The 25,372-nt window shown below is 66.4% G+C and carries 25 protein-coding genes and 1 riboswitch; of the genes, 15 read left to right on the top strand and 10 right to left on the bottom strand.

Annotated features, from left to right (window positions below; translation table 11 throughout):
• The 5 genes from U6115_RS08620 to U6115_RS08600 all read right to left on the bottom strand — a co-directional run bounded on the left by U6115_RS08620 (nucleotide 1) and on the right by U6115_RS08600 (nucleotide 4,946).
• Nucleotides 1–948: an ABC transporter ATP-binding protein gene (locus U6115_RS08620; protein WP_043579256.1), complete on the bottom strand. Its 948-nt coding sequence runs from the start codon at nucleotides 946–948 to the stop codon at nucleotides 1–3.
• Nucleotides 923–2,488, bottom strand: a complete 1,566-nt coding sequence (locus U6115_RS08615) for an ABC transporter permease (protein ID WP_043579198.1) — start codon at nucleotides 2,486–2,488, stop codon at nucleotides 923–925. The genes U6115_RS08620 and U6115_RS08615 overlap by 26 nt, the downstream gene beginning before the upstream one ends.
• Nucleotides 2,485–3,033, bottom strand: a complete 549-nt coding sequence (locus U6115_RS08610; RefSeq protein WP_052258288.1) for a GNAT family N-acetyltransferase — start codon at nucleotides 3,031–3,033, stop codon at nucleotides 2,485–2,487. Before U6115_RS08610 ends, U6115_RS08615 begins: the two co-directional genes overlap by 4 nt.
• A gap of 58 nt (nucleotides 3,034–3,091) precedes the next feature.
• Nucleotides 3,092–4,108, bottom strand: a complete 1,017-nt coding sequence (locus U6115_RS08605) for a thiamine ABC transporter substrate-binding protein (protein WP_043579197.1) — start codon at nucleotides 4,106–4,108, stop codon at nucleotides 3,092–3,094.
• 50 nt (nucleotides 4,109–4,158) lie between these two features.
• Nucleotides 4,159–4,253: riboswitch (TPP riboswitch) on the bottom strand.
• A gap of 15 nt (nucleotides 4,254–4,268) precedes the next feature.
• Nucleotides 4,269–4,946: a hypothetical protein gene (locus U6115_RS08600; protein WP_146008344.1), complete on the bottom strand. Its 678-nt coding sequence runs from the start codon at nucleotides 4,944–4,946 to the stop codon at nucleotides 4,269–4,271.
• A gap of 177 nt (nucleotides 4,947–5,123) precedes the next feature.
• Between U6115_RS08600 and U6115_RS08595 the strand changes: the two genes are divergently transcribed.
• On the top strand, nucleotides 5,124–6,569 hold the full coding sequence (locus U6115_RS08595) for a DUF1800 domain-containing protein (RefSeq protein WP_052258286.1): 1,446 nt from the start codon (nucleotides 5,124–5,126) through the stop codon (nucleotides 6,567–6,569).
• 11 nt (nucleotides 6,570–6,580) lie between these two features.
• The gene (locus U6115_RS08590; RefSeq protein WP_043579195.1) at nucleotides 6,581–7,759 is read left to right on the top strand and encodes a DUF1501 domain-containing protein; all 1,179 of its coding nucleotides are present in this window, start codon (nucleotides 6,581–6,583) and stop codon (nucleotides 7,757–7,759) included.
• Nucleotides 7,760–7,761: 2 nt separating this feature from the next.
• On the opposite strand, the gene U6115_RS08585 is transcribed toward U6115_RS08590, so the two are convergent.
• Complete coding sequence (locus U6115_RS08585; RefSeq protein ID WP_146008345.1) at nucleotides 7,762–8,550, bottom strand: substrate-binding periplasmic protein; 789 nt, start codon at nucleotides 8,548–8,550, stop codon at nucleotides 7,762–7,764.
• Between the two features lie 121 nt (nucleotides 8,551–8,671).
• Here U6115_RS08585 and U6115_RS08580 point away from each other — a divergent pair, with 121 nt between their 5' ends.
• Nucleotides 8,672–9,505, top strand: a complete 834-nt coding sequence (locus tag U6115_RS08580) for a hypothetical protein (RefSeq protein WP_043579194.1) — start codon at nucleotides 8,672–8,674, stop codon at nucleotides 9,503–9,505.
• Nucleotides 9,506–9,524: 19 nt separating this feature from the next.
• On the opposite strand, the gene U6115_RS08575 is transcribed toward U6115_RS08580, so the two are convergent.
• Nucleotides 9,525–10,037 (bottom strand): winged helix DNA-binding protein, encoded by a 513-nt coding sequence (locus tag U6115_RS08575; protein ID WP_043579193.1) that lies wholly within the window; start codon nucleotides 10,035–10,037, stop codon nucleotides 9,525–9,527.
• 147 nt (nucleotides 10,038–10,184) lie between these two features.
• On the opposite strand from U6115_RS08575, the gene pxpB reads away from it, so the two are divergent.
• From pxpB to pcp, 6 genes are all read left to right on the top strand, one after another.
• Nucleotides 10,185–10,862 (top strand): 5-oxoprolinase subunit PxpB, encoded by a 678-nt coding sequence (gene pxpB, locus U6115_RS08570; protein ID WP_043579192.1) that lies wholly within the window; start codon nucleotides 10,185–10,187, stop codon nucleotides 10,860–10,862.
• Nucleotides 10,850–11,776 (top strand): 5-oxoprolinase subunit C family protein, encoded by a 927-nt coding sequence (locus U6115_RS08565; protein ID WP_043579191.1) that lies wholly within the window; start codon nucleotides 10,850–10,852, stop codon nucleotides 11,774–11,776. The genes pxpB and U6115_RS08565 overlap by 13 nt, the downstream gene beginning before the upstream one ends.
• Nucleotides 11,766–12,503 (top strand): 5-oxoprolinase subunit PxpA, encoded by a 738-nt coding sequence (pxpA, locus tag U6115_RS08560; protein WP_043579190.1) that lies wholly within the window; start codon nucleotides 11,766–11,768, stop codon nucleotides 12,501–12,503. Before U6115_RS08565 ends, pxpA begins: the two co-directional genes overlap by 11 nt.
• A gap of 63 nt (nucleotides 12,504–12,566) precedes the next feature.
• A complete protein-coding gene (locus tag U6115_RS08555) occupies nucleotides 12,567–13,283 on the top strand; it encodes a DUF969 domain-containing protein (RefSeq protein ID WP_043579189.1) in 717 nt (238 codons plus the stop codon).
• Entirely contained in the window at nucleotides 13,280–14,236 is a 957-nt protein-coding gene (locus U6115_RS08550) for a DUF979 domain-containing protein (RefSeq protein WP_043579188.1), read from the top strand. Before U6115_RS08555 ends, U6115_RS08550 begins: the two co-directional genes overlap by 4 nt.
• Before the next feature lie 10 nt (nucleotides 14,237–14,246).
• Nucleotides 14,247–14,879 (top strand): pyroglutamyl-peptidase I, encoded by a 633-nt coding sequence (gene pcp / locus U6115_RS08545; protein WP_043579187.1) that lies wholly within the window; start codon nucleotides 14,247–14,249, stop codon nucleotides 14,877–14,879.
• A gap of 12 nt (nucleotides 14,880–14,891) precedes the next feature.
• Here pcp and U6115_RS08540 read toward each other — a convergent pair whose 3' ends face one another.
• Nucleotides 14,892–16,346: a mannose-1-phosphate guanylyltransferase/mannose-6-phosphate isomerase gene (locus U6115_RS08540; protein ID WP_043579185.1), complete on the bottom strand. Its 1,455-nt coding sequence runs from the start codon at nucleotides 16,344–16,346 to the stop codon at nucleotides 14,892–14,894.
• A 187-nt stretch (nucleotides 16,347–16,533) separates the two neighbouring features.
• Entirely contained in the window at nucleotides 16,534–17,427 is an 894-nt protein-coding gene (gene phhA / locus U6115_RS08535) for a phenylalanine 4-monooxygenase (protein ID WP_043579183.1), read from the bottom strand.
• A 130-nt stretch (nucleotides 17,428–17,557) separates the two neighbouring features.
• Between phhA and U6115_RS08530 the strand changes: the two genes are divergently transcribed.
• Both U6115_RS08530 and U6115_RS08525 read left to right on the top strand, forming a co-directional pair.
• Entirely contained in the window at nucleotides 17,558–18,037 is a 480-nt protein-coding gene (locus U6115_RS08530) for an Lrp/AsnC family transcriptional regulator (RefSeq protein WP_043579252.1), read from the top strand.
• Between the two features lie 186 nt (nucleotides 18,038–18,223).
• Nucleotides 18,224–18,784, top strand: coding sequence for a cysteine dioxygenase (locus U6115_RS08525; protein WP_181243356.1), 561 nt, complete (start codon nucleotides 18,224–18,226; stop codon nucleotides 18,782–18,784).
• A 64-nt stretch (nucleotides 18,785–18,848) separates the two neighbouring features.
• Here U6115_RS08525 and U6115_RS08520 read toward each other — a convergent pair whose 3' ends face one another.
• The gene (locus U6115_RS08520) at nucleotides 18,849–20,171 is read right to left on the bottom strand and encodes an OmpP1/FadL family transporter (RefSeq protein ID WP_043579182.1); all 1,323 of its coding nucleotides are present in this window, start codon (nucleotides 20,169–20,171) and stop codon (nucleotides 18,849–18,851) included.
• Between the two features lie 280 nt (nucleotides 20,172–20,451).
• On the opposite strand from U6115_RS08520, the gene U6115_RS08515 reads away from it, so the two are divergent.
• The 4 genes from U6115_RS08515 to U6115_RS08500 all read left to right on the top strand — a co-directional run bounded on the left by U6115_RS08515 (nucleotide 20,452) and on the right by U6115_RS08500 (nucleotide 25,355).
• Nucleotides 20,452–21,009, top strand: coding sequence for a peptidylprolyl isomerase (locus tag U6115_RS08515; protein WP_062961532.1), 558 nt, complete (start codon nucleotides 20,452–20,454; stop codon nucleotides 21,007–21,009).
• 36 nt (nucleotides 21,010–21,045) lie between these two features.
• Complete coding sequence (locus U6115_RS08510; protein ID WP_043579180.1) at nucleotides 21,046–21,537, top strand: peptidylprolyl isomerase; 492 nt, start codon at nucleotides 21,046–21,048, stop codon at nucleotides 21,535–21,537.
• Between the two features lie 69 nt (nucleotides 21,538–21,606).
• The gene (locus U6115_RS08505) at nucleotides 21,607–22,332 is read left to right on the top strand and encodes a UDP-2,3-diacylglucosamine diphosphatase (protein ID WP_043579179.1); all 726 of its coding nucleotides are present in this window, start codon (nucleotides 21,607–21,609) and stop codon (nucleotides 22,330–22,332) included.
• Nucleotides 22,333–23,006: 674 nt separating this feature from the next.
• Complete coding sequence (locus tag U6115_RS08500) at nucleotides 23,007–25,355, top strand: TonB-dependent receptor (RefSeq protein WP_043579178.1); 2,349 nt, start codon at nucleotides 23,007–23,009, stop codon at nucleotides 25,353–25,355.
• The last annotated feature ends 17 nt before the right edge of the window (nucleotides 25,356–25,372 follow it).

Genomic DNA, 25,372 nt, shown 5'->3' with positions numbered 1-25,372 from the left:
TCAGTTAAAGCGCAGCAGCCCGGCCTCGGCCACGCCGACGCCGATCTCGCCGCCGACGAACAGCGAAGCCTGCCAGCGCGCGGCCTCGCGTCCCGACAGATTCAACACCAGCTCGCCCGCCGCCGCCACCACCTTGACGCGCGCGCCATCGGGCAGCCAGATCAGTTCGACGATGCGCGCCGGCGGCTGATCGTCCCCCAGCAGCAGCGCGCCCGGCGGCACAGCGGCATCCGCCAGCACGTTGTCGTAGCCGATGAAACGCGCCAGCCAGGCGTCCGCCGGCGCCGCCAATAGCCGGGCCGGCGTGTCGCATTGCAACAGCCGGCCCGCCTTCAGCACCGCCACCCGGTCAGCCAGCGCGAAGGCCTCGTCCCTGTCGTGGGTGACGATGATGGCCGGGATGCCGGCTTCGCGCAGCAGCGCGCGGAACGTTTGCTGCAACTGGCGGCGCAGATCGGCGTCCAGGCTGGAAAAGGGCTCGTCCAGCAACAGCAGCCTGGGCCGGGTCGCCAGCGCCCGCGCCAGCGCCACCCGCTGTTGCTCCCCGCCGGACAGCGTCCATACCTTGCGGCCGCCATGCTCGGCCAGCCCCACCCGCGCCAGCATCTCCCGCGCCTGCGCCGCGGCGTCCCGCTTGGCGCAGCCTTGCTCGATCAGGCCGAACATCACGTTGCCCAGCGCGTCCAGATGCGGAAACAGCGCGAAATCCTGGAACATCAGCGCGAAGCCGCGCCGTTCCGGCGGCTGGCGGCACAGATCCTCGCCGTCAAAATGGATGCCGCCGCCGTCCGGCCGCTCCAGGCCCGCGATCATCTTCAGCAATGTGCTTTTGCCGCAGCCGGACGGCCCCAACAAGGCCAGCGTCTCGCCGGCGGCGACGGTCAGCGAGACCGCGTCGGCCACCACGCGCGCGCCGAAGCGCTTATTCAGGTTTCGCAGCGTCAGCACGACGGTCCTCCCATGAGCCGGCGCCGCCGGCGGTTTCGATGATCCAGAACGCCAGCAGCGCCAGCAGCATCAGCAGGCAGGACAGCTTCATCGCCGCGTCCATATTGGCGGCGCCGGGCCGCCCCAGCCGCTGGTAGATCAGCGTGGTCAGCGTCAGCCATTCCGGCCGCGACAAAAACAGCGTGACCGCGAATTCGCCCACCGCGGTGGCGGCGGCGAAAGCCAGGCCGCGCCGCAAGGCCGGCTGCAGCAGCGGCCACTGCAGGCGCCGGAATGTCCGCCACGGGCCGGCGCCCAGGCTGCGCGCCGCCTGCTCCCAATGCGGCGGCTGGCCGTCGCGCGCCGTCAGCAAGGCCTTGGCGACAAAGGGATAGGCCAGCAGCGCGTAGGCCGCCAGCAGCAAGGCCAGCGCTGCGCTCCACTGCGGATACAGCAGCAACAGGCCGAAAGCGACGCAAACCGGCGACGCGACGAAAGGCAGGAAGATCAGCGCCCGCAACGCCAGGCTGCGGCCGGCGGCCAGCGCGTGGCACAGGCCCAGCGCGCCGGCGGCCAGCACCGTCAGCGCGGTGAAGCGGGCGCTGTTGAACAAGGCCAGCCGGACATCCTCGTCCCACAGCGCCAGCCAGCCGCCGCCGCCGGCCAGGCCGCGCCACAGCACCGCCAGCAAGGGCAGGCCGGCGAACAGCAGCAACGTCAGCAAACCGGCCAGCAAGGCCAGCCGCGCCCGCCAGCCGCGCGCCGGCCGCAGCGGCAGCGGCTCGACCTTGGCCGCCGTCGCCAGCCGGCGCATAAGCGCGGCATAGACGGCGGCGACGGCGCCGCACACCAGCAACACCAATAGCGCCAGCGCGCCGGCGTCGGCCAGGTTCAACTCATAAGCCACCAGGCTGTAGATTTCGACTTCCAGCGTGGCGTAGCGCTGGCCGCCCAGGATCAGCGCCAGGCCGAAGCCGGAGAAGCAATACAGGAAGACCAGGCACAGGCTGGAGAGGATCCAGGGCAGCGCCGCCGGCCACTCCACGCGCCAGAACGCCCGCCACGGGGTGGCGCCCAGCGTGCGGGCGGCGGCCAGCCGGCTGGCCGGCACCTGGGAAAAGCCGTCGCAGGCGGCGCGCACCACCAGCGGCAGATTGAAGAACAGATTGCCGTACAGCAGCAGCCACGGCGTGTCCTGCAGATGGAGTCCGGTCGCCCCCTGCGGCCCGAACAAGGCCAGCACCCCCATCGCCGCCACCAGGGTGGGCATCACGAAGGGCAGCATCAGCAGCCTGAGCAGCAGGCCGCGGCCGGGGAAATGGTAGCGCGCCAGCAGCCAGGCCAGCGGCGCGCCCAGCGCCAGGCACAGCAGGCAGCTGGCCGCCGCCTGCAGCAATGACCACAGCAGCCGCCAGCGCAGATAAGAATCGGCCAGCAGGCCCGGACTGAACTGCAGGCCGCCTTCGGCCACCAGCCGCGCCAACGGCGCCAGCGCCAGCGCGCTCAAAAACAACACGGGCAGGCTGGCCAGCGCCAGCCGCCGGACACCCGACTGCGTCAAACATTCGCTCCAGACAACGGCCAGTCGGCCGTCAGCACATCTTCGCAACCATCCTCGTCGCGCGCCTGGGCCACCTTGGCGAAGCCCAGCTGCGCCGCCAGCGCTTGCGACGGCAGGTTGCCGGGTTCGATCGACAGCACCATTCTCCCGGCGCCCTGTCCGGCCGCCCAGCCGGCCATCGCCAGCAGCGCCTCGCGGGCGTAGCCCTGGCGGCGGAACGCCGGATAAACCGCATAGCCTAGCTCGACGTCGCCGTGGCCCTGCAAATACGGATGGCCCGGCCGGGTGTGGAAATTGATGTGGCCGATCATGGCCAGATCGTCGCGGCGCAGCATCGCCCGCACCGACCACGGCGCGTAGGCGGCGTCTTCGGCGATATCGTCCAGCCGCATCGCCATCAGTTGCGCCTCCGCCAGCCAGCCGGCGTCCGGGCGGCTGCCCAGCAACGCGGCGGCGTCGTCGATGTCGCCGCGCAGGCAGGCCTGCAGGAAATCCGCGCTCATATGGCGCAGGATCAGGCGGGAGGAGCTTATGTCTGCGATCATCACTTGTGTTGCCGTTTGGTCATGGGATCTGGACATTATGGCCTAATGTCGGCGCCATTCAGACGCCAGACTTCAGCACCACCCGCGCCCAGCGGCCGACCCAGGCCCGCTGCTTGGCGGCCAGCGTCGCGCTGTCGGGGGTATCGTGCGCGGCGGGCTGCTCGGCGTGCTTGTACACTGGGTCCAGCGCGACGCCGTCCATCGCCGGGTACATCCACATCCGCGTCGGGATATCCTTCTGCACCGCGTCGGAACGCAGGAAGGCGATGAACTGCTGGGCGAGCTTGGGCTCCTTGCCGCCCTTGACCAGCGCCGCGCCCTCCACCTGGCGGAACACCGTGCCCGGCAACAGCAGGTTGGCGGTGGGCGCGTCGCTCAGCTTTTCCTTGCTGTAGAACACTTCGGCCGCCGGACTGGTGGCGTAGCTGACCACGATGGGGCGGCCGCCGCCGTTCTTGGAGAAGTCGGTGTAATAGGCTTCGGTCCAGCCCTTGCTCACCTTCACGCCGTTGTCGCGCAGCTTGCCCCACAACGCGAAGGCCTTTTCCTCGCCCAGCGCGTGGATGGTGGCGGCCAGGAAGGCCAGGCCGGGGCTGGAAGTGGCCGGGTTTTCCACCGCCAGCAGGTTCTTGTAGGCCGGCAGGGCCAGGTCGTTCAGGGTTTTGGGCAGCGGCAGCTTGTTCTTGGCGAACCAGGCCTTGTCGTAATTCAACGTCACGTAGCCGTAGTCGATGGCGGCGGCGCCGGGCAGGCTTACCTTGCCGCCGCGGGCCAGCTCGGCCGGCAACGGGGCCAGCGCGCCGGCCTGCTCGGCCTTGCCGATCAGACTGTTGTCCAGGCCGAACACCACGTCGGCGATCGGATTCGCCTTGGTCAGGATCAGCTTGTTGGTCATCTCTCCGGCGTCGCCGGCCTTGATGATGGACACCTTGGCGCCGTATTGCTTTTCGAACGCCGCCAGCAGCGGCTTGTCGACGCTGAACGAGCTATGGGCGAGCACGCGCAGTTCGGCCGCCTGGGCGGACAGGCCGGCCAGACTCAGAGCGGCGGCGACAAGGGTGGGAAGCAACTTCATGGACATCTCTCCGTGCGGTGCGGCCACGGAGCAAGCAGGCAGGGCGGATCATGTTCCGCTCATCACGCTCCCTCCGCTGGCATGATCCAGATCAGGTTCTCAGGGTGTCTCTCAGCCCGCATGGCGGGCACCCCCGGTGACAGGGCGCTAGTATAGCGGCCTATCGGCCCCGCCGCCATCCGCCGCAAGCCCCCATCCAGCTCTGGAAGCTTTTCCCGGTTTGGCATTCGACCCAGGCCAACGCTTGCGGATTGAGTCCGGCCGCTGTAAACGAGTCATCCTCTTTTCGATCAAAGTAGAAATCGTAAAAAATAGCCCCGCGCACCACCGACCTTCTAATGCATTCAAGCTGCGAAAATGGATACACCGTCTCGTGCCGACGATAGAAATCCATATCATGGATGCCATCCCCAGCCACGACTGTATAGCTGCGCATGGCGGGCAAAGACAGCAACACGCTCAGCCCTGCGGATATCGCCAGCAAACGGCAACACCGCTGATTCAACTGCGCCAATTTTTGTCGCCGCTTGGCCTTGTCCCGCTTGGGCAATTTACGAAACCCATCGCGCCAACCGGAAAGCGCGCCCAGCAAAGCCAACACCCAAAACAGCAGCGGCAGCACGAAACCCGGCTGGTTCAGAACTTGATTTGTCTCCAGGTGCAGATACTGACCGCGGGGCAAAGGGATGAATAGCCAATCCCCCAATGCCCGCAGCGGGAAAAAAAACAGCCATGTCAGGAAGAAAATCAGCGCCAGAAGGGAGAAGAAAAAAAGCAGGAACAAGACGTTTGAACAGGCTCTTCGCCACCACGGCGCCTGCGGCGCAGCTTCCGCCATAGCCACCTCACGGTAAAATGGCCAATCATCGCACACCGGGCATGGCCTGTCCGCCCTCAGGCAGCCGCCACAGCGCATGCCATAAACATTCCCTCACAGTTTCCCCCGAGCCGACATACCTTGCTAAAAATAGGCGGCTAAGCTGGCATGGCTACCCTGCATCGGGAACCTGCGACCATGCTCAAAAAAATAATCCTCTCATCCGTGCTGTTCAGCCTGCCGCTTTGCGCGCTGGCCGACATCGGCGTCGACGGCGCGCGCCATCTGCTGCTGCGCACCGGCTTCGGCGCCAATCCGGCGCAGATCGCCGCTTACGCGCCGCTCAGCCGCGAAGCCGCGGTGGACAAGATCCTGGCCGGCGTCCGCACCCAGCCGGCCACGCCGCCGCCCGGCTGGGCCAACGACCCCTTCGAGCGCCCCGGCCAGCCTGGCCTGACCGAGGAACAGAAAAAAGCGCTGCAGCAAGAGCGCAACCAGCACGCGGTGGAGCTGCGCAGCTGGTGGCTGGCCGAGATGCTCGCCACGCCGTCGCCGCTGACCGAAAAGATGACCCTGTTCTGGCACAATCACTTCGTGTCGGCGCTGGACAAGGTGCGTTCGCCGCAGATGCTGTACCAGCAGAATTTGCTGCTGCGCCACTACGCGCTGGGCGATTTCGGCCAACTCTTGCACGCGGTGGCGCGCGACCCGGCGATGATGCGCTACCTCGACACCGCCAATAACCGCAAGGAACAACCGAACGAGAACTTCGCCCGCGAGGTGATGGAGCTGTTCACGCTGGGCGAAGGCCACTACAGCGAACAGGATATCCGCGAGGCGGCGCGCGCCTTCACCGGCTGGGGCCTGGACCACGACGACCAGTTCATCGTCCGGCCGCGGCTGCGCGACGCCGGCGAGAAGACCATCTTCGGCCAGCGCGGCAATTTCGACGGCGACGACGTGATCGACCTGTTGCTGCAGCAGCCGCAAACCTCGGTATTCATCACCACCAAATTGTGGCGCAATTTCGTGTCGCCGACGCCGGACGCGGCCAGCATCAACAAGCTGGCCGCCGACTTCCGCCGCGGCCACTACCAGTTGAAGCCCTTGATGCGCGCGCTGCTGCTGACGCCGCAGTTCTGGCACAGCCAGGGCCAACTGGTGAAATCGCCGGTGGAGCTGACCGTAGGCACGCTGGTGACCTTCGACCTGACGCCGCCCGACTGGCGCGTGATCGCCGGCCTGAACCGCCAGCTGGGCCAGGACGTGTTCGCGCCGCCCAACGTCAAGGGCTGGCCCGGCGGCGAAGCCTGGATCAACAGCGCCACCCTGCTCACCCGCAAGCAGTTCCTCGACCGCATCGCCCACGACGCCGCGCCGGCGCGCGACACCTTCGCTCAGGCCGATGGCAGCCTGAACGAGATGGCCGGCCGCGAGGCGCGCATCAACCGCTTCGTCGCCAAGGGTGTCGCATCGATGAAGCTGCAACCCGACGAATGGGCCGCCATCTACGACGCCCGCAGCGCGGCTGACGCCGCGCGCCTGTTGCTGGCGGTGCCGCCGGCCAATCCGCTGCCGCAGGGAGAAAGCGGCGCCAAGGCCATCGCCCAGTTGCTGCTGGACCCGGCCTACCAGGTGGAGTGAAGGAGACCGCCATGTTCAAACGACGCGAATTCCTGAAAGCGGCCGGCGCCGGCCTGATGCTGAGCGTGCTGCCCAACCTGTCCTGGGCGCTGGCCCCGGCCGGCTACAAACGCCTGCTGGTGCTGGTTGAATTGAAAGGCGGCAACGACGGCCTCAACACCGTCGTCCCCTACGCCAGCGCAGATTATTACCGGCTGCGCCCCGGCATCGCCATCGCCCGCGAGCAGGTGCTGCAACTGGATGAGGCCATCAGCCTGAATCCGGCGTTGTCGCCGCTGATGCCGCTGTGGCGGGACCAGCAGCTGGCGCTGCTGCAGGGCGTCGGCTATCCCGAGCCCAATCTGTCGCACTTCCGCTCGATCGAGATCTGGGACACCGCCTCGGCCAGCCAGCAATACCTGAGCGAGGGCTGGCTGACCCGGCTGTTCCGCGAGCAGCCGACGCCGAAGCACTTCGCCGCCGACGGCGTGGTGCTGTCCAGCCAGGTGCTGGGCCCGCTGGACGGCGGCGCGCGCGCGGTGGTGCTGGCCAATCCGCAGGACTTCGCGCGCCAGGCCAAGCTGGTGGCCGACCAGCAGCCCGGCCACGCCGGCTCGGCGCTGGAACACATCCTGAAAGTGGAAGGCGACATCCGCCAGGCCGCCGCCAGCCTGGCGCCGCTGCCGCGCACCGCGCCCAGCGAATCGCCCACCGCCGGCCCCAAGCCCAACGGCGGCTTCGGCGTCGCGGTGCGCACGCTGACCGACACGCTGGCGCGCGGCGTCGACATCGCCGTCGCCCGCATCACGCTCACCGGCTTCGACACCCACGGCAACCAGCAGCCGGCGCAAGCGCGGCTGCTGGCCGAGCTGGCCGACGGGCTGGCGCAGCTGCGCGGCGAAATGACGCGGCTGGGCCGCTGGGACGACACGCTGGTGCTGACCTACGCCGAATTCGGCCGCCGCCCGCGCGAAAACGCCAACCGCGGCACCGACCACGGCGCCGCCAGCGTCCACTTCGCCGCCGGCGGCCGCGTCAAAGGCGGGCTATACGGCCAAACGCCGCAACTGGCCGGCGTCAGCGACGGCAATCTGCCGCACGCGATAGATTTCCGCCAGGTCTACGCCACCGCGATCGACAGCTGGTGGGGCAAGGACAGCCGCAATGTGCTGGGCGGCCGCTTCGCGCCGCTGCCGCTGCTGCGGGTTTGAAGCTAGGGGTCGGGATAAGCGATGTTGAAGCGGCTGCGGTAGAGCCGGTCCACCACGCCGTCGCGCTTCATGTCGCGCAGCGCGCCGGCAAAAGCCCGGCACAGCTCGGCGGGCACGCTGCGTTTGCTGAAAACATAAAAGGCGCCGCCCGCGCGCCATGCCGGCGGCAGGGCCACGATGGCCGGCTGTTGCGGCAAGCGGGCCAGCTCATTCGGCAGCGTGTCCATGGTCGCCAGCAGCAGGTCTATCCGCCCCAGCTGCAGCTTGCGCAAACTGCCGGCCAGCGTTTCCCCGGCGTCCACCCTCACCGTGGCCGGAGGCGCTTTCAGCCAGCGGTCCCATGCGTCGCCGTAACTGTCGCCATGCGTCACGCCCAGCCTGACCAGGCCCAGCCGGCTCAAATCCTGCAGCTGGGCGACCGGCCAGCGCGCAGCGCGATCGGCGCGCGCCCACAGCCGCACCTGCGCGGAGCTGTAGCCCGGCACAAAACAGGCGTACGCCTCCCGCTCCGGCGTTTTCAACGCCTGCATCGCGACATCTACCGTGCCCAGCCGCAACTCCTGCAGATTGCGCGACCAGGGCATTTGACGATAAGTCAGGCGGCAGCCAAGGCGCGCGGCGGCTTGATTCAGCAGTTCCACCGAGTAGCCTGCGGGCCGGCCATCCCGTCCCTGGTAATGATAGGGAGGCCGCTCCTCCCACCCCACCTGAATCGGCTTGCCGCACACCCCGCCAGCCATCGCCGGCAAAATCCAGCACGCCAGGAGAACGAAATTCCCGATGAACCGCACCGTCACCTCCCGTCCTCGGCAAGCGCAAGCGCGCTCCCCTACAATGTTAGGATAGAATCCCCATGCCGATGGCGTCCGGCGGGCGCAGGCGAACCACCACCAGCGACAGAATCACTGCCACATGACTGCGAACAATACCAAAAGCACCGACCAACCCCAGGCGACGACGGAAGACATTCCGCTGCCGCCGCCGGAAAACGAACTCAATCTGGCCAATCTGGCCATCCCGCTGGGCGAAACCATCCTCACCCTCAATATCGAGGGCGCGCCGATCTACGGCATCTTGCAGCGCAGCCGCGCCATGACTTCGCAGTCCGACTACTTCCGCCTGCAATTCCGCGGCTACGCCCGCGCCGACAGCAACCAGCACTGGCAAATGCTGGAAGGCGACGACAGCCGCTTCCACGCAGTGTACAACGTCGCCTGGGTGCGGGTGGACCGCCCGAGCAAGTCCGTCACCTTCGGCCCCAAAAGCGGCGTCAGTTGCAGCCCTGCGCTGATGGGCAGCGGACTGGACGCCTTTTTGTTCGCCAGCGTGATCGTCTGGGCCAAGGGCGTCTGCCCCGACTATGCGATCACCCCGGGCCTGGTCAATACCGGGCAAACCAGCACCGAAGAAGAAAGGCTGCAGCGCCACGCCTTTTTCGCCGGCCAGGGCTTCCAGTTCGAATGGCAGGACCCGGCCCAGCGCACCGCACTGTATTTCAAGGACAAGGTGAACAAGCTGCTGGGGGTGTGGAACAAGGATGTCATCAAGGAATTCGGCGGCGAGGACATGCTGAAGCGGCTGGCGGGCCAGGATGAGGCCCGCGCCTCGCTGCAGCAAAGGATAGACCAGCTGGAGGGCGCGCACGACAGCCTCAAGCGCGCGCTGCAGAAAGAAAAAAGCACCTCGCAGATCCTGACCGGCGTGCTGGTGCTGGCGGCCATCATCGGTTTGTGGGCGGTGATCTGAGCCGCCGCCCGGCCGGCATTCAGAACGAGGCCCCGGCGCGCGCGGCCTGGTCGTAAACGCCGGCCAGCGCCCTCATTAGTTGGGCCACCTCGCCTATGGCCGGATTGGCGATGCCGCCGTCGCTCAGCGTCGGCAGCAGGCACTGCTCGCGCACCTGGCGGTAACGCTCGCACAATGCCCGGCCATTCTCGGTGGTGGAGAACAACACTTCCTTGCCGCTTTTCTCGCTGCGCACATAGCCCATCTTCACCAGCTTCTTCAGCGCGTAGGCCACCACGTGGGTGTCCTCCATATTCAGCACGAAGCAGATGTCGGCCAGTTTCTTCTGCCGGCCGCGGTGGTTGACATGATGCACCAACAGCACCTCGGTGGGCGTCATGTCCTTTTCTCCGGCGGCGGCCATGCAGCGCACCATCCAGCGGTGAAAGGCATTGTTCACCACCGTCAGGCTGAATTCGAACTCCGACAACTCGGGGCTGCGCTCCGACACCAGATGCTGCGAAGACACGATCTTCGGCAAATCATTCGTCATGGACGTTATTCTCCGTTCTCTCGAAATTCAAGGCCTTCCCATCCTTTCATTCTCATAAATTGACGAGAAATTATTAACATTGCATCATTACATTCAATTAACCCATAATCATAATCATATTCTCAAATCGCATTTCGTCAAAACCCGATGCCTTCCGCCCCCCTCACCTCGCCCGCGATCCATTGGCTGGGCAGCCAGGCCCTGACGCTGGAAATGCCGCCGCCCGCCACGCTGGACTGCCAGCGCCGCATCTGGTGGCTGGCCCGGCAGTTGCAAGCCGGCGACGGCATCCGAGAAATCGTGCCCGGCATGAACAATCTCACCCTGGAACTGAGCGACGATCCGGCGCTGGCCGCGGCCTTGCCGGCCCGGCTGCGCAAGCTGTGGCAGCAGGCGGAACAAGCCGACATCCCGCAGCGGCGAGTGGAGATTCCGGTTTGCTACGGCGGCGAATACGGCCCGGACCTGGACCACGTGGCGCGGCATTGCGGCCTCAGTCCGCGCCAGGTGGTGGAACGGCATGGCGCGAGCGATTACACCGTGTATTTCCTGGGCTTTCAGCCCGGCTTCGCCTACCTTGGCGGCCTGGATCCGCGGCTGGCCACCCCGCGCCGCGCCACGCCGCGCATCGCGGTGCCGGCGGGCGCGGTGGCGATAGGCGGCTGCCAGACCGGCATCTATCCGTCGGCCTCTCCCGGCGGCTGGCAGATCATAGGCCGCAGTCCGGCCCGCTTGTTCGACCCGGCGCGCGAACCCGCCTGCCTGCTGCAGCCGGGGGACATCGTCCGCTTCGTCGCCAGCAAGGAATCGCCATGCTGGAAGTGATCAAGGCCGGACCGCAAACCACGGTGCAGGATCTGGGCCGCTTCGGCGCGCGCCATCTGGGCGTATGCCGCGCTGGCGCCATGGACGGCCTGGCGCTGGGCATCGCCAACCGCCTAGTCGGCAACCCCGCCGACGCCGCCGCGCTGGAAATCACGCTGCCGCCGGCCTGCTTCCGCTTCTTGCGCGCCGGCCAGTTGGCGCTGGCCGGCGCCGATTGCCAGGCGCTGCTGGATGGCGAGCCGGTGTGGCCGGGCTGGCGCGTTGCCTTCCGCGCCGGGCAAATGCTGCAGCTGCAGGCGCCGCGCTTCGGCATGCGCGCTTACCTGGCGCTGGACGGCGGCATCCAGGCGCCGGCCGTGATGGGATCCGCCAGCACCGATCTGCTGGCCGGCTTCGGCGGCCTGGACGGGCGGGCGCTGCGCGACGGCGACCGCCTGGCGCTGGGGCCGGCGCGGCCGCCGGCGCCGCGGCTGGGCGTCTGGCTGCCCCGCCCCGGCAGCCAGATCCGCGTCTGCCCCGGGCCGGAACTCAAGCGGCTGTCGAAACAGGCGCAAGAGCGTTTCTGGCGCGAACCCTGGCAATTGACGCCCAACAGCAACCGCATGGGCTACCGGCTGGCCGGCCCCGCGCTGACAGCCGGCGAGACGGTGGATATGCTGTCCCACGGCGTGCTGCCCGGCCTGATCCAGCTGCCGCCGGACGGCCAGCCCATCGTGCTGATGGCCGATGCCCAGGCCACCGGCGGCTATCCGCGGCTGGGCATGGTGATAGAGGCCGACTTGTGGCAGCTGGGCCAGGCGCGCCTGGGCAGCCAGCTGCACTTCATCCCGACCGACCCCGACGGCGCCCGCCAGGCGCTGCGGCTGCAGCAACGCTATCAACACCGGATCGAAAGGCTGCTGAATGCAAATTGACCTCAACGCCGACCTGGGCGAGGACTGCGGCGACGACGCCGCGCTGCTGGAACACGTCAGCTCCGCCAACATCGCCTGCGGCTGGCATGCCGGCAGCTCGGACACCATGCTGCAAGTGGTGCGCATGGCGCTGCGGCGCGGCGTCGCCATCGGCGCCCATCCCAGCTTTCCCGACCGGGAAAATTTCGGCCGCCGCGAGATGCAGCTGCCGCCGGACGCGGTGCGCGCCGGCGTGCTGTATCAGCTGGGCGCGCTGGACGCCATCGTCCGCGCCGAAGGCGGCGAGATGCGCCACGTCAAGCCGCATGGCGCGTTGTACAACCAGGCCGCGCGCGACCCGGCGCTGGCGGCGGCGCTGGCGCGCGCGATCCGCGACTTCAATCCCAGGCTGCGGGTGATCGGCCTGGCTGGCAGCGGCTTTCTCGCCGCCTGCCGCGCCGAGGGCCTGGACACGCGGCGGGAGGTTTTCGCCGACCGCGGCTATCGCGCCGACGGCAGCCTGGTGCCGCGCGGCGCGCCCGGCGCGCTGCTGGACAGCGCCGAAGCGGTGCTGGCCCAAGTCAGCGACATGGCGCTGCGCCAGCGCGTGATCGCCGTCAGCGGCGAAAGCGTGCCGCTGCGCGCCGATTCCATCTGCCTGCACGGCGACGGCCCCCATGCGGCGGCCTTCGCCGCCAGGCTGCGCGGCCACCTGGAAGCCCTGGGCATCCGCATCGCCGCCGACTGAGCCACCCCGACACCGCGCCAGGCGGCGGCCAGACCGCAGCGCGGCCCCACCCAAGGAGAAACCATGGACCCAGCTGTCAATCTGTGGCCGCTGCTAGGCATAGCGGTGGTCATCGCAGGCTTCCTGCTGCGCTTCAATCCGCTGCTGGCGGTATGCGCCGCCGGCGTCGTCACCGGCCTGGCCGCCGGCATGCCGGCGCTGGCCATCCTGGCCAAGCTCGGCCAGGGCTTCATGAAAACCCGCAACATCACCTTGATCCTGCTGCTGGTGCTGCCGGTGGTGGGGCTGATGGAGCGCCACGGCTTGCGCGACCAGGCCCGCGCCTGGATACGGCGCATCCGCAACGCCACCGTCGGCCGCCTGCTGATCGTCTACCTGCTGGTGCGGGAATTGTCGGCCGCGCTGGGCCTGACCGGCTTGGGCGGCCATCCGCAGATGGTGCGGCCCATCCTGGCGCCGATGACCGAAGGCGCCTGGGAGCAACGCCACGGCGAGCCGACGCCCGAGCAACGGCAGAAGCTGCGCGCCATGTGCGCCGCCACCGACAATGTCGGCCTGTTCTTCGGCGAGGACATCTTCGTCGCCTTCGGAGCGGTGATGCTGATGCATACCTTCCTGCAGGAAAACCAGATCCCCAGCGAACCGCTGCACATCGCGCTGTGGGGCATTCCCACCGCGCTGTTCGCCTTCATCATCCACGCCGTCCGCCTGATGCGGCTGGAACGCCAGCTGCTGCGGCAAGCCGCCCCGGCCGCCCATCTGTCGGAGAAGCGCGCATGATCCTGCATGTCGAGTACCTGTACTGGCTGGCCGGCGCGGTCCTGCTCTTGGTGGCGGCCGGCGCGCTGGCCGACCCCGGCCATCCGCGCCGCTACGGCAGCGCGGCGTTCTGGGGCCTGTTCGGCATGCTGTTCCTGGCCGGCGACTGGCTGCCGGCGCAGCTGTCCGGCGCCATCGTGCTGGCCATGGTGCTGCTGGCCGGCCTGGGCCGCCTCGGCAGCGGCCATCACATCGCGCTGTCGGCCGCGCGGCTGCAGGACAGCCTGCGTCGGCTGGGCGGCAAGGTGTTTCTGCCCTCGCTGCTGGTGCCGCTGCTGACCGTGGCGCTCAGCCTGGCGGCCAAGGACGTGAAACTGGCGGGCGCGCCGCTGTTCGACCCCAAGAATGTCACGCTGCTGGCGCTGGGCGTGGCCTGCCTCGTTTCCTTCATCGCCGCCTGCGGGCTGACGCGCGAGCGGCCGGCGCAGAGCATCCGCGAAACCCGCCGCCTGCTGGACTGCATGGGCTGGGCGGTGCTGCTGCCGCAGATGCTGGCGGTGCTGGGCCTGCTGTTCGCCGACGCCGGCGCCGGCAAGGCGGTGGCGCATGTGGCCACCGCCTACCTGTCGCTGGACACGCGCTGGGTGGCGGTGCTGGCTTATGTGCTGGGCATGGCGCTGTTCACGATGATCATGGGCAACGCCTTCGCCGCCTTCCCGGTGATGACCGCCGGCATCGGCATACCGTTTCTGGTCGGCATGCACCACGGCGACGCGGCGGTGATGGCGGCGATAGGCATGTTCTCCGGCTACTGCGGCACGCTGATGACGCCGATGGCCGCCAATTTCAACATCGTTCCCGCCGCCCTGCTGGAGCTGGACGACAAGAACGCGGTGATCAAGGCCCAGGTGCCGACCGCGCTGGCGCTGCTGGCGGTCAACGCCGCGCTGATGAACTGGCTGATGTTCCGCTGAGGAGAAAAACATGCAAACCGTATTGCTGACCGGCTTCGAGCCCTTCGGCGGCGAAACCGTCAATCCGTCGTGGGAGGCGGTGCGCCGGCTGGATGGCGCGGAGCTGGGCGGCGCCCGCGTTTTCGCGCGCCGGCTGCCCTGCGTGTTCGGCGCAGCGCTCGCCGCGCTGGACAGCCATCTGGCCGAGCTGCGGCCGGAGCTGGCCATCGCCGTCGGCCAGGCCGGCGGCCGCCCCGACATCACCGTCGAACGGGTGGCCATCAATGTCGACGACGCCCGCATCGCCGACAACGCCGGCCGGCAGCCGATAGACCAGCCGATCGCCGCCGACGGCCCGGCCGCCTATTTCGCCACGCTGCCGATCAAGGCCATCGTCGCCGGCCTGCGCGCGCAAGGCATCCCGGCCTCGGTGTCGCAAACCGCCGGCACCTTCGTCTGCAACCATGTGATGTACGGACTGCTGCACCGGCGCGTGCCGCGCGCCGGCTTCATCCATATTCCCTATCTCCCGGAGCAGGCGGCAGGCCATCCCGGCGCGCCCAGCATGGCGCTGGACGATTGCGTCGCGGCGCTCAGGCTGGCGGTGGAGCTGGCGCTGGCGCATCGCCATGACCTGGCGCTGGCGGGCGGCGCCACCCACTAGCCGCGGCGCCGCTCAGCCGACGACGTCGCGCCCATAGTGGTCGGAGAAGCGCACGATGTCGTCTTCGCCCAGATAATCGCCGCTCTGCACCTCTATCATCACCAGCTCGATCCGGCCGGGATTGGCGAGCCGGTGCTTTTCGCCGGCGGGAATGAAGGTGGACTGGTTGGCCTCGATCCGGCGCTCCTCGGCGCCGTTGACCACCAGAGCGGCGCCGCTCACCACGATCCAGTGCTCGCTGCGGTGGCGGTGCATCTGCAGCGACAGCGACGCGCCCGGCTTCACCACGATGCGCTTGATCTTGTAGTTGCCGCCCTCCTCCAGCACTGTGTAATGGCCCCAGGGACGCGGCGTGGTGCGGTGCGACAGATAGGCCGGATGGCCGCGCCGTTTCAGTTCGGCGGCGATGTCCTTCACCTCCTGGCTGCGGCGGCGGTCGGCCACCAGCAAGGCGTCCGCCGTGTCGATCACCAGCAGGTTGTCCACCCCCAGCGTGGCCACCAGACGGCCGCCGCTTTGCACGAAGGTGTTGCGGGTGTCGCGCAGCAGCGCTTCGCCATGGCTGGCGTTGCCGTTTTCATCATGCGGGTACTCGGCCGCCAGGCTTTCCCAACTGCCGATATCGCTCCAGCCCAGCTCGCACGGCACCACCGCCGCCGCGTCCGACTTTTCCATCACCGCGTAGTCGATGGAGATGTCCGGGCAGCGGCCGAAACTGCGCGGATCCAGCTCCCGCTGCCGGCGGCCCGGGCCGCGCAGCTCCGGGCTGGCTTCCAGGCATGCGGCCACGCCGGCGAGCACAGCGGGCGCATGACTGGCCAGCTCGCCGCGCAGGGTTTCGGCGTCGAAACAGAACATGCCGCCATTCCACAAAAAGCGGCCATCGGCCAGATAGCGTTCGGCGCTGGCCGCGTCCGGCTTCTCGACGAAGCGCGCCACTCGATAGCCCAGCCGTCCAATCGCCTCCCCCGGTTCGATATAGCCGAAGCCAGTCTCGGGCCGGACCGGCTTCAGGCCGAAAACGGCGATGCGGCCCAGCTCGGCCAGGCCGCGAGCGCGGACCGCCGCTTCGGCGAAAGCGCTCTCGTCCGCCATCAGGTGGTCGGCCGGCAGCACCAGCAGTATGGGGCGCCCCCCGTCGCGGCGCTCCAGCGCGTCCAGCGCCGCCGCGGCGATGGCCGGCGCCGTGTTGCGGCCCTCCGGCTCCAGCAGGATCTCCAGCTCCAGCCCCGCCGCATTGACCGCGCCGCATTCCTCCAGCACATGGAACAGCAGCTGCCGATTGGCGACCACCATCACCCGCCTCACGCCATCCAAGCGCGATGCCCGCAGGAAGGCTTTCTGCAGCAGGCTTTGGCCATCCGCCATGCGGATGAACGGCTTGGGCAGCGCCTGGCGCGAAACCGGCCACAGCCGGGCGCCGGCACCGCCAGCGATGATGCAGGGAATCAATTCTGTCGTTTGCATGGCCGCTGTCTCATCCCTCCTGTCAGGCGCCGCGGGCGGCGGCGAAGCCTGCTCCAGTGTATCCAGTTTGTCAGATCTAACGATAGCCATGCCCGCGCCGTTGACCCCACCATCTGCTGTCGCGGCAGCCGCTGCCCATGAAAAAGGCCCGCGCGAAGCGGGCCTGCCGGCATGCAAACCTCCCGGTTCAGACGTCGTCGCTGTCCGCCCAGCCTTGCTGGTCGCCGCGGTTGAGCACCCGGTCGTCCGGCGCGATGTCGCCCGCGCCCCACGGCTGTGCCGCCGACAGGCGCTGGTACAGCGGCGTGAAATCGGGAGCGGTGGCGTCGAACAATTGCTTGAAGCTGTCGATGACGAAGTAGGTCTTCTGGAAGGTATCGATGCGGTAGCGCGTATTCATGATGCGCATCAGGTCGAAACCCACCCGGTTGGGGCTGGGGCTGTCCAGGCAGTAGATGGACTCCGACTTGCTGGACAGGATGCCGGCGCCGTAGATGCGCATGCCCTGCGGCGTATCGATCAGGCCGAACTCCACCGTGTACCAGTACAGTCGCGCCAGCATCGGCAGCGCGCCCAGTTCCTTGGCCTTCATGCCGCCCTTGCCGTATGCCTCCAGGTAGTCGGCGAACACCGGATTGATCAGCAGCGGCACGTGGCCGAACAGGTCGTGGAACACGTCCGGCTCCTGCAGGTAGTCCAGCTGATGCGGCTCGCGCAGCCACCAGGTCACCGGGAAGCGGCGGTTGGCGAGGTGTTCGAAGAACACGTCGTCGGGAATCAGGCCCGGCACCGCGACGATCTTCCAGCCGGTGGCGGCCATCAGCTGGCGATTGAGCTTGCCGAAGTCCGGCACCCGGTCGGCGTCCACGCCCAATTGCTCCAGCCCTTGCAGGAATTCATCGCAGGCGCGGCCGGGCAACAGCGCGCACTGGCGCTGGTACAAGGTGGCCCAGGTGGCGTGATCTTCCGCGCTGTAACGGTCCAGCGGCTGCGGCAGCGTGTAATCGTTGGCGTCGTGGCTGAGTCCGACATTCTTGCGGGTGGTGATGTCGGGCACGACGAAGTCGGCGCGGTCGTTCATTTCGGCACTCCTGGAGGATTGGGTCATTTACTCTAGTTTAGCCCTTCACAGATGCGGGAAGACCGCATAATTTGCTGAAATCCAGTAAATTTTGCATACTTGCCGCATCAAATGTCATATGGTGCACAAAATGCGCAAAATAGAGCTGGACCGCTTTGATCTGGAGATCCTGCAGCAATTGCAGCTGGACGCCCGCGCCACCCACCAGCGGCTGGCGCAGGACATTCCGCTGTCCGCCTCGCAAATCGGCCGCCGCATCCAGCGCATGGAGCAAAACGGCATCATCCAGGGCTACCAGGTGGCGCTGGACCCGGAGCAAGTGGGCCTGTCGGTGATGGCCTTCGCCAACGTCAGCCTGGAGCGGCACAACGAAGCGGCGCTGCTGGATTTCGCCCAATCCATCCACGCGCTGCCGGAAGTGCTGGAATGCTACGCCGCGGCAGGCGAAGCCGACTACCTGCTGCGCATCGTGGTGCCCGACCTGCCGTCGCTGTCGGCCTTCGTGATGAACAAGCTGATGCAGCTGTCGCTGGTGCGCAGTGTCAAATCCACCATCGTGCTCAACGCCATCAAGCAAACCATGAAGCTGCCGCTGGCGTCGCTGCCCTGACATTTCTGCCATCCACGCCGCCCGGCCGCAAGGCTATACCGCAACCGTGCGGCCGGGACTATCCAGCTGGCGGAATTTCCTTATGCGCAAATACGCATAGCCGAACCACCATAAATTCCATCATCATATCGCCTGCAAAAAAGCCGCCCAATGCGTCGCTACCATATGGATAGCAAGGAGAAATCGATGGAAACGCCGAATGCCCGCGCCCCGATCCCAGCCGAGATCAGTCCCGGGCTACTGGCCGCGCTCAAGCGGCTGGAACAGTTTCAGGCCCGCCTGAGCCTGGAAGACATTCGCGGCTTCCACCGCTCGCTGCGCCTCGGCCGCGCCGACTTCGCGCCGTTCTGGCTATTCGGCGACAGCCAATATCGCCGCAACCGCATCTATGCCGATGATTTCTGCGAACTGCTGCTGCTGTGCTGGCGCAGCGGCCAACGCAGCCAGATCCACAACCACCGGGGCAGCCTGTGCGGCGTGCGGGTGCTTCAGGGCGTGGCCACCGAAACCGTGTTCGAAGAAACGCCGGCCGGCCTGCTGGCTTCACGCGAAACCCGCGAACTGGCGGCCGGCAGCCTGGTGATCAACGGCGATCAGGACATCCACCAGATAGCCAATCAACAAGATGGCGATCTGGTCACCCTGCATCTGTACTCGCCGCCGCTCCGGCAAATGCGGCTGCTCGGCCTGGAGCCGCAGCATGGCCGCCCCCGCTTGCCGGACGACTGTCTCGAATACCAGATCTAACCCCGCCCTGCGCGAAAAAAAAGCGCGGCATCGCGCCGCGCTTTCTTCCTTCGCGTTCAAGCCATCAGAAGCGGTATTGCGCCTGCACGCCCAGCAGGTGGCCGGTAATGGAGCCGTATTGGCCTTGCAGGTGGCTTTGGGTGCCGAACGGGCTCTTGGAGACGTTGTCGATCTTGCGATCGCCCACCGCGCGCAGATACGCGTAGCTGACATCCACCGTGGCCTGCTTGCTGATCTTGTAGCCGGCGCCCAGGCTCAGCCAGATGCGGTCGGCGTCCGGAATCAGCGGATTGCGGTGCTCGGCGTTGGGCACCGGAGTGGTTTCATAGCCCAGGCCGCTGCGCAGGGTCAGCGCGTCGTTGAAGAAGTAGTCGCCACCCACCGAGAACATCCAGCTGTTCTTCCAGTGGTTGTCGATGCGGGTGGTGGTATCGATGCCGCCGAACTGCGGGCTGCCCTTGATCACCAACTGGTCGAAACGGCTCCAGCGCGTCCAGCGCGCGGTGGCGCCGACGGCGAACTTGCTGTTCAGCTTGCTGTAGCCGCTCAGCAGCAGCGACTCCGGCGTGGTGACGTCGGCCGAGCCGGCGTAGGTGCCATTCAGACGCGACAGCGGCATGGTCGGCGCCAGATCGACGAAGCCGGAATTGATGTAGTCGCCCTTGGCCTTGTGGTCGATCTTGGAACGGTAGGACAGTCCGATGCGGGTATCGGCGCTGTAGCTATACATCACGCCCAGGTTGTAGCCGAAGCCCCAGCTGTCGGCCTTGATCTCGCCGGTGGCCCCGGGCAGGAAAGCGCCCTTCTTCAGATGAGCCTTCGCGTATTGGGCCGACACGCCGGCGCCGAAGCTCCAGCGTTCGTCCAGCTTGTAAGCCAGCGAGGGATTGATGTCCAGCGTCATGATGGAGCTGGAGATGCCGCTGTCGCGCCCTGCCCAGTTGTCGTTGTAGCGCGCGCCCAAACCGAACGGGGTGGTCAGGCCCACGCCGACGTACAGCTGATCATTGATCTGATGCGTGAGATAGGCATTGGGGATGGCGACGCCCGGAGCGCGGCCATTGTCCGAGGCTTGAGTGGTTCGATTCAGCCGCGGGTCCGGCGAACCGCTGACGGTATTGCTGCCCTCAAACGGCGCATCGACTTCCGCATAGGTGAAACCGCCCTGCGCCCGGGTGCCTTGCAGCAGGGTCATGCCGGCCGGGTTGTAAAACACCGCGGACAGGTCGTCGCCGGCCATGCCGGCGCCGGCGTGGGCGCGGCCCATGCCGGCCACGCTTTGTTCCGTCAGTTGAAAGCCGGCGGCCTGGACGGCGGGAGCGGCGAACAGGCTGGCGACGATGAGGGAAAGCAGACGCGCCGAGCGAGGCGAAACAGCAGATTGCATTGTGTTCATGTTCCTGGAGTGTTCTTCTTGCGCCGCGTGGCCATGCCGTGCCGGCCCGGGCTTATCCAATCAGCAGGCGCATGATAAGTAGATAGCGCTTGCATCTTTTTTAGGGCGTGGAGTCTAAACTCGAATCCACCCCATCGCAAGAGAAAAACACATCTTTCTGAACTTGTATGAACAGACGCCACTGCCGCCGGCAAACAGCCGGCTGGCAATCCTCATCCGCGCCTGTGCTAGAATCACAGCCCCAACTTCCCTGTCGGCACGCATCGCTATCATGAAGAAACTGTTCTGCAGCCTGGCCCTGGCCGCCCTGCCCGCGCTGGCCTTCGCCGCCCCGGTGGTGGAGATGGTCACCAACAAGGGCAATATCGAAATCACGCTGGATTCGGCCAAGGCGCCGAAGACCGTGGCCAATTTCGTCGCCTACGCCAAGGCCGGCCACTATAACGGCACAGTCTTCCACCGCGTGATCGACGGCTTCATGATCCAGGGCGGCGGCTTCGACGCCAAGCTCAACCAGAAACCCACCCGCGCGCCCATCGTCAACGAAGCGGGCAATGGCCTGAAAAACAATGTCGGCACCATCGCGATGGCGCGCACCAACGATCCGAACTCCGCCACCGCGCAGTTCTTCATCAACGTGCGCGACAACGACGCCCTCAATTACACTTCCCCCAATCCGCAAGGCGCCGGCTACGCCGTATTCGGCAAGGTGAGCAAAGGCATGGATGTGGTGAACCGCATCGCCAAGACCCGCACCGGCAGCATGAACGGCATGGATGACGTCCCGTTCGAACCCATCGTCATCCAGAAAGTCACCATCAAACCCTAAGGCCGCGCAACCGGCCTCAGCGCAAAGGAAAGCATCATGATCAAACTGACGACCAACTTCGGCGAAATCACGCTGGAACTGTTCCACGAAAAAGCCCCGCAAACCGCGGCCAACTTCGAGCAATACGTGAAAAGCGGCCACTACGACGGCACCATCTTCCACCGCGTGATCAACGGCTTCATGATCCAGGGCGGCGGTTTCGACGCCCAGATGAAGCAAAAGCCGACCCAGGACCCGATCCAGAACGAGGCCAACAACGGCCTGTCGAACAAGACCTACACCGTGGCGATGGCCCGCACCTCGGACCCGCACTCCGCTTCGGCCCAGTTCTTCATCAACGTCTCCGACAACGATTTCCTCGATTTCAAGTCGGAAAGCACCCAGGGCTGGGGCTACGCCGTGTTCGGCCAGGTCGTGGCCGGCCAGGACATCGTCGACCGCATCAAGACCGTGCGCACCGGCCGCAGCGGCATGCACCAGGACGTGCCGCTGGAAGCGGTCGTGCTGGAAAAGGCGGAAATCATCTGATCCGCCCAGCCTGAAACACCAGCCGGGGCGCCGCCCCGGCTTTTCATTGCCCGATACCGACCCGCTGCCATGGCCATCCACTTCATTTCCGACCTGCACCTCGCCGACGATACCCCCGCGCTCAACCAGCTGTTCCTGGACACGCTGCTGCAATGGCGGGGCCGGATAGACGCGCTCTACATCCTGGGCGACCTGTTCGAATACTGGGTGGGCGACGACGATGACTCCAGCTATCTGGAAGCGCCGCTGGCCGCGATGCGCGAATTCGCCGCCTCGACGCCGCTCTACGTGATGCGCGGCAACCGCGACTTCCTGCTGGGCGCCGGCTTCGAAGCGCGCAGCGGCGCAAAGCTGCTGGATGATCCGACGCTGACAGACGTCCACGGCCAGCGCATCCTGCTGTGCCATGGCGACGCGCTGTGCACCGACGACGCCGCCTACCAGCAATTCCGCGCGCTGAGCCGCAGCCCGCAATGGCAGCAGGCGATGCTGGCCAAACCGCTGGCGGAACGCCACGCCATCGCCCGCCACGCCCGCGCGCAAAGCGAGATGAACAAGCAGCAAACCGGCCTCGCCGCCATTTCCGACGTCACCGAAGCCGCGGTGCAGGCGCTGCTGGCCGCCCACGGCTGGCCGACGCTGATCCACGGCCACACCCATCGCCCGGCCCGGCACCGCCATCAGGCGGGCGAGAGCGGCGCCAGCCGCTGGGTGATCCAGGACTGGCATGGCGGGCGCGGCGGCTACCTGCTGCTGGACGACGCCGGCATCCGCGCGCTGCCGCTGGGGCGCTGAAGCCTCCACGCTTTCCCCGCCCCTCCCGGCAGGCCTGTCCGCGACGCCCGCGGCGGCCTCCATCCCCTGCACCTCCCGCCCGCCCCCTCCCGGCCCTCCGCGAATGGCGACATTGCCACACTCGCGCCGCGCATTTTCCTGCGCGATCCGGCGCCAGCGCCGACGCCGTGCTCAGCCCTCCGCCCTCCCGCCCCGAGCGCGTCCGCCTTCAATTTAAATGCCTGATGAATATAAAGAATGTTGCGCTGCGAAATTTATATTGAAATATTAATTTCAGTCCATTCATTCACAAATTCGCGCCTTTATTGAGCAACTCTTTATTTAAAGACATATTTGTTTATTCTTTTTGCAATGTTGGTTTCTTGAAAATGAAATGACGCTCGACTAGATTTGCCGCTTCCAGGATATTTTCAAGGCAAAATATGTTCGCGCCGCCGCACAAGCCGCTCTTCGGAAAACAATCGACAACTGTGGCCGCTTTTCCATTCCAGGCGCTCACTTTGCCTTGCCGACTCCTTCATGGCTCCTCCCCGGTCCACGCCGCCTCCCGGATCGACGGTATCCGTTTGCTTGAACGTTAGTCCGCCCTACCCATCAGGCAGGACATCGGCTGCGCCCGGCAAACAACAATGGCATTAAAACAATATATTTGGCTCGTATAACAAGGAAATAGAATGAAACCATCAAATTACCTGCGTCCCGTGACGCTGGCCGTCCTGGCCGCGCTGGGCAGTCCGGCCGCCCTGGCCGACAGCGCCCAGCTGGAAACCGTCACCATCACCGGCGTCGGCGACAAGCTCGGCGTCGGCCTGCTGCAGCAGCAGGAAGGCGTGCGTGCCCGCAGCGACGTCAGCAAGGCCTCGCTGGAAAAGCAAAGCCCGACGTCCAACATCTACCAGGGCATCAATATGCTGCCCGGCGTCAACGCCTCCAGCCAGGACGCTTCCGGCTTGTTCGGCGGCGCGTTGACGATACGCGGCTTCAACTCCGACCAGCTGGGCATCACCATCAACGGCGTGCCGGTCAACGATTCGGGCAGCTACGCCGTCTATCCGCAGGAATTCATCGACAATGAAAACCTGTGCCAGGCCTTCGTCACCCAAGGCTCCAGCGATACCGACTCCCCGCACATCGGCGCCAGCGGCGGCAATCTGGGCTTCGTCACCTGCGATCCGGAAAAGACCCGCCGCTTCCGCATGTCGCAGACCATGGGCAACAACCATCTGCACCGCACCTATCTGCGCGGCGACACCGGCCTGTTCGCCGACAACAAGGCGCGCGCCTTCATCAGCTATTCGCATACCGAGTCGGACAAATGGAAAGGCTCGGGCGACGTCACCCGCGACCACGTCGACACCGGCTTCCGCTACGACTTCGACTCCGGCAGCTATATCAACGCCTCCATCCTGTACAACCGCCAGCTCGCCAACGCCATCTACAGCCCGACGCTGGCCGAACTGCAGAAGTACGGCTACAACTACGACTATTCGACCAGCTTCGCCCCCGGCCACCTGCCGCCGAAAAACGGCACGGCCCAGATCGAGTCCGGCCCCAGCCCGGCTTACTACCAGCTGGCGATGAGCCCGTTTCAAAACGTGATCGCCAAAGTGGACGCCGTGCTCAAGCTGGGTCCCGACACCCGCGTCAAGATCGAGCCCTACTACTGGTATGGCTACGGCACCGGCGGCAGCCAGCAGCAGCTGCTGTCGGAAAGCGGCTTCCTCAACCCCGCCACCCACAGCAACACCGCCTCCAAAGACCTGAACGGCGACGGCGACACCCTGGACAAGATCCTGATCGCCTCCAGCTCGGTCACCCGCACCCGCCGGCCCGGCGTGACGGTCACCATGGAGCAAAGCCTGGGCAACCACTTGCTGCAGGCCGGCCTGTGGTATGAGCGCGCCGAACACGTGCAGACCAGCCCCGGCGTGCCGGTCAACAACGACGGCACTTCCAGCAGCGTCTGGCTGAACTCCAACTACATCACCCGTCCGGACGGCAGCCGCTACCAGTATCGCGATTGGGACACCATCAGCACCGCCAGCCAGCTGTTCGCGATGGGCACGTTCAACTTCCTGGAAGACAAGCTGGGCATCACCGCCGGCGTGCGCGCGCCATCGATCAACCGCGATTTCACCAACTACGCCAACGAAGGCTGCGGCTCCACCGCCAACTGTCCGGCGGCGTATAACTACAACATCAACCGCACCTACCGCGAAACCCTGCCCAGCCTCGGCGCGCGCTATTACCTGACGCCCAAGCAGCAGGTATTCGTCAACGTCACCAAGAACTACCGCGCGCCGCCCAACTACGTGTACAGCAGCACCAACGGCAATGTGCAGGTGGTCAACGGCCAGGTGCAGCTGGTGAACGAGATCGTGCCGGAAACCGCGATCAACACCGACCTGGGCTACCGCCTGCAGTCGGACTACGTGACGCTGAGCGGCTCGCTGTTCAATGTCGACTACAGCAACCGCCAGGCCAATAGCTACGACCCGGTGACGCTGAAGTCGGTCAACGTCAACGCCGGCAGCGTCCACACCTGGGGCGCTGAAATCGAGCTGGGCACGGTGCCGGTGAAGGGATGGAGCGCCTACGCCTCGTTCACCACCAACCACAGCGAGATGAAGAACGACATCAACTGGCAGAAAAACACCGTGCTCGCCACCCAGGGCAAGGACTTCCCGATGACCCCGCAATGGATGGCGGCCCTGTCGCTGCAATACTCGCCGGGCGCCTGGTATGTCCGCTCCGACGTCAAGCACACCGGCAAGCAGTACGCCACCCTGGTCAACGACGAGGCGGTGCCGGAATACACGCTGGTGGACCTGGATGCCGGCTACCGCTTCGGCAATACCTCCATGCTCAAGAATCCGACGCTGAAGCTGAACGTCGGCAACGTCTTCAACACCAGCTACCGCATTCCGTCCGGCATGAAGGCCAACGCCAGCGACGGCGGCGGCGTCCGCTACTACCTGGGCGCGCCGCGCAGCGTGGCCGTCTCGCTGTCGGTCGACCTGTAAGCCCCCACCGGCCGGGA

The sequence above is a fragment of the Chromobacterium subtsugae genome (assembly GCF_035919665.1).
Taxonomy (GTDB): domain Bacteria; phylum Pseudomonadota; class Gammaproteobacteria; order Burkholderiales; family Chromobacteriaceae; genus Chromobacterium; species Chromobacterium subtsugae.
The sequence above is the reverse complement of the archived record's forward strand: the minus strand, read 5'-3'. Positions and strand labels throughout refer to the sequence as shown.

Coding starts and splice junctions, on each gene's coding strand:
- U6115_RS08610 (WP_052258288.1), bottom strand. CDS start 3,033: ATGATCGCAGACATAAGCTCCTCCCGCCTGATCCTGCGCCATATGAGC.
- U6115_RS08605 (WP_043579197.1), bottom strand. CDS start 4,108: ATGAAGTTGCTTCCCACCCTTGTCGCCGCCGCTCTGAGTCTGGCCGGC.
- U6115_RS08600 (WP_146008344.1), bottom strand. CDS start 4,946: ATGGCGGAAGCTGCGCCGCAGGCGCCGTGGTGGCGAAGAGCCTGTTCA.
- U6115_RS08595 (WP_052258286.1), top strand. CDS start 5,124: ATGCTCAAAAAAATAATCCTCTCATCCGTGCTGTTCAGCCTGCCGCTT.
- U6115_RS08590 (WP_043579195.1), top strand. CDS start 6,581: ATGTTCAAACGACGCGAATTCCTGAAAGCGGCCGGCGCCGGCCTGATG.
- U6115_RS08580 (WP_043579194.1), top strand. CDS start 8,672: ATGACTGCGAACAATACCAAAAGCACCGACCAACCCCAGGCGACGACG.
- U6115_RS08575 (WP_043579193.1), bottom strand. CDS start 10,037: ATGACGAATGATTTGCCGAAGATCGTGTCTTCGCAGCATCTGGTGTCG.
- pxpB (WP_043579192.1), top strand. CDS start 10,185: ATGCCTTCCGCCCCCCTCACCTCGCCCGCGATCCATTGGCTGGGCAGC.
- U6115_RS08565 (WP_043579191.1), top strand. CDS start 10,850: ATGCTGGAAGTGATCAAGGCCGGACCGCAAACCACGGTGCAGGATCTG.
- pxpA (WP_043579190.1), top strand. CDS start 11,766: ATGCAAATTGACCTCAACGCCGACCTGGGCGAGGACTGCGGCGACGAC.
- U6115_RS08555 (WP_043579189.1), top strand. CDS start 12,567: ATGGACCCAGCTGTCAATCTGTGGCCGCTGCTAGGCATAGCGGTGGTC.
- U6115_RS08550 (WP_043579188.1), top strand. CDS start 13,280: ATGATCCTGCATGTCGAGTACCTGTACTGGCTGGCCGGCGCGGTCCTG.
- pcp (WP_043579187.1), top strand. CDS start 14,247: ATGCAAACCGTATTGCTGACCGGCTTCGAGCCCTTCGGCGGCGAAACC.
- U6115_RS08540 (WP_043579185.1), bottom strand. CDS start 16,346: ATGCAAACGACAGAATTGATTCCCTGCATCATCGCTGGCGGTGCCGGC.
- phhA (WP_043579183.1), bottom strand. CDS start 17,427: ATGAACGACCGCGCCGACTTCGTCGTGCCCGACATCACCACCCGCAAG.
- U6115_RS08530 (WP_043579252.1), top strand. CDS start 17,558: ATGCGCAAAATAGAGCTGGACCGCTTTGATCTGGAGATCCTGCAGCAA.
- U6115_RS08525 (WP_181243356.1), top strand. CDS start 18,224: ATGGAAACGCCGAATGCCCGCGCCCCGATCCCAGCCGAGATCAGTCCC.
- U6115_RS08520 (WP_043579182.1), bottom strand. CDS start 20,171: ATGCAATCTGCTGTTTCGCCTCGCTCGGCGCGTCTGCTTTCCCTCATC.
- U6115_RS08515 (WP_062961532.1), top strand. CDS start 20,452: ATGAAGAAACTGTTCTGCAGCCTGGCCCTGGCCGCCCTGCCCGCGCTG.
- U6115_RS08510 (WP_043579180.1), top strand. CDS start 21,046: ATGATCAAACTGACGACCAACTTCGGCGAAATCACGCTGGAACTGTTC.
- U6115_RS08505 (WP_043579179.1), top strand. CDS start 21,607: ATGGCCATCCACTTCATTTCCGACCTGCACCTCGCCGACGATACCCCC.
- U6115_RS08500 (WP_043579178.1), top strand. CDS start 23,007: ATGAAACCATCAAATTACCTGCGTCCCGTGACGCTGGCCGTCCTGGCC.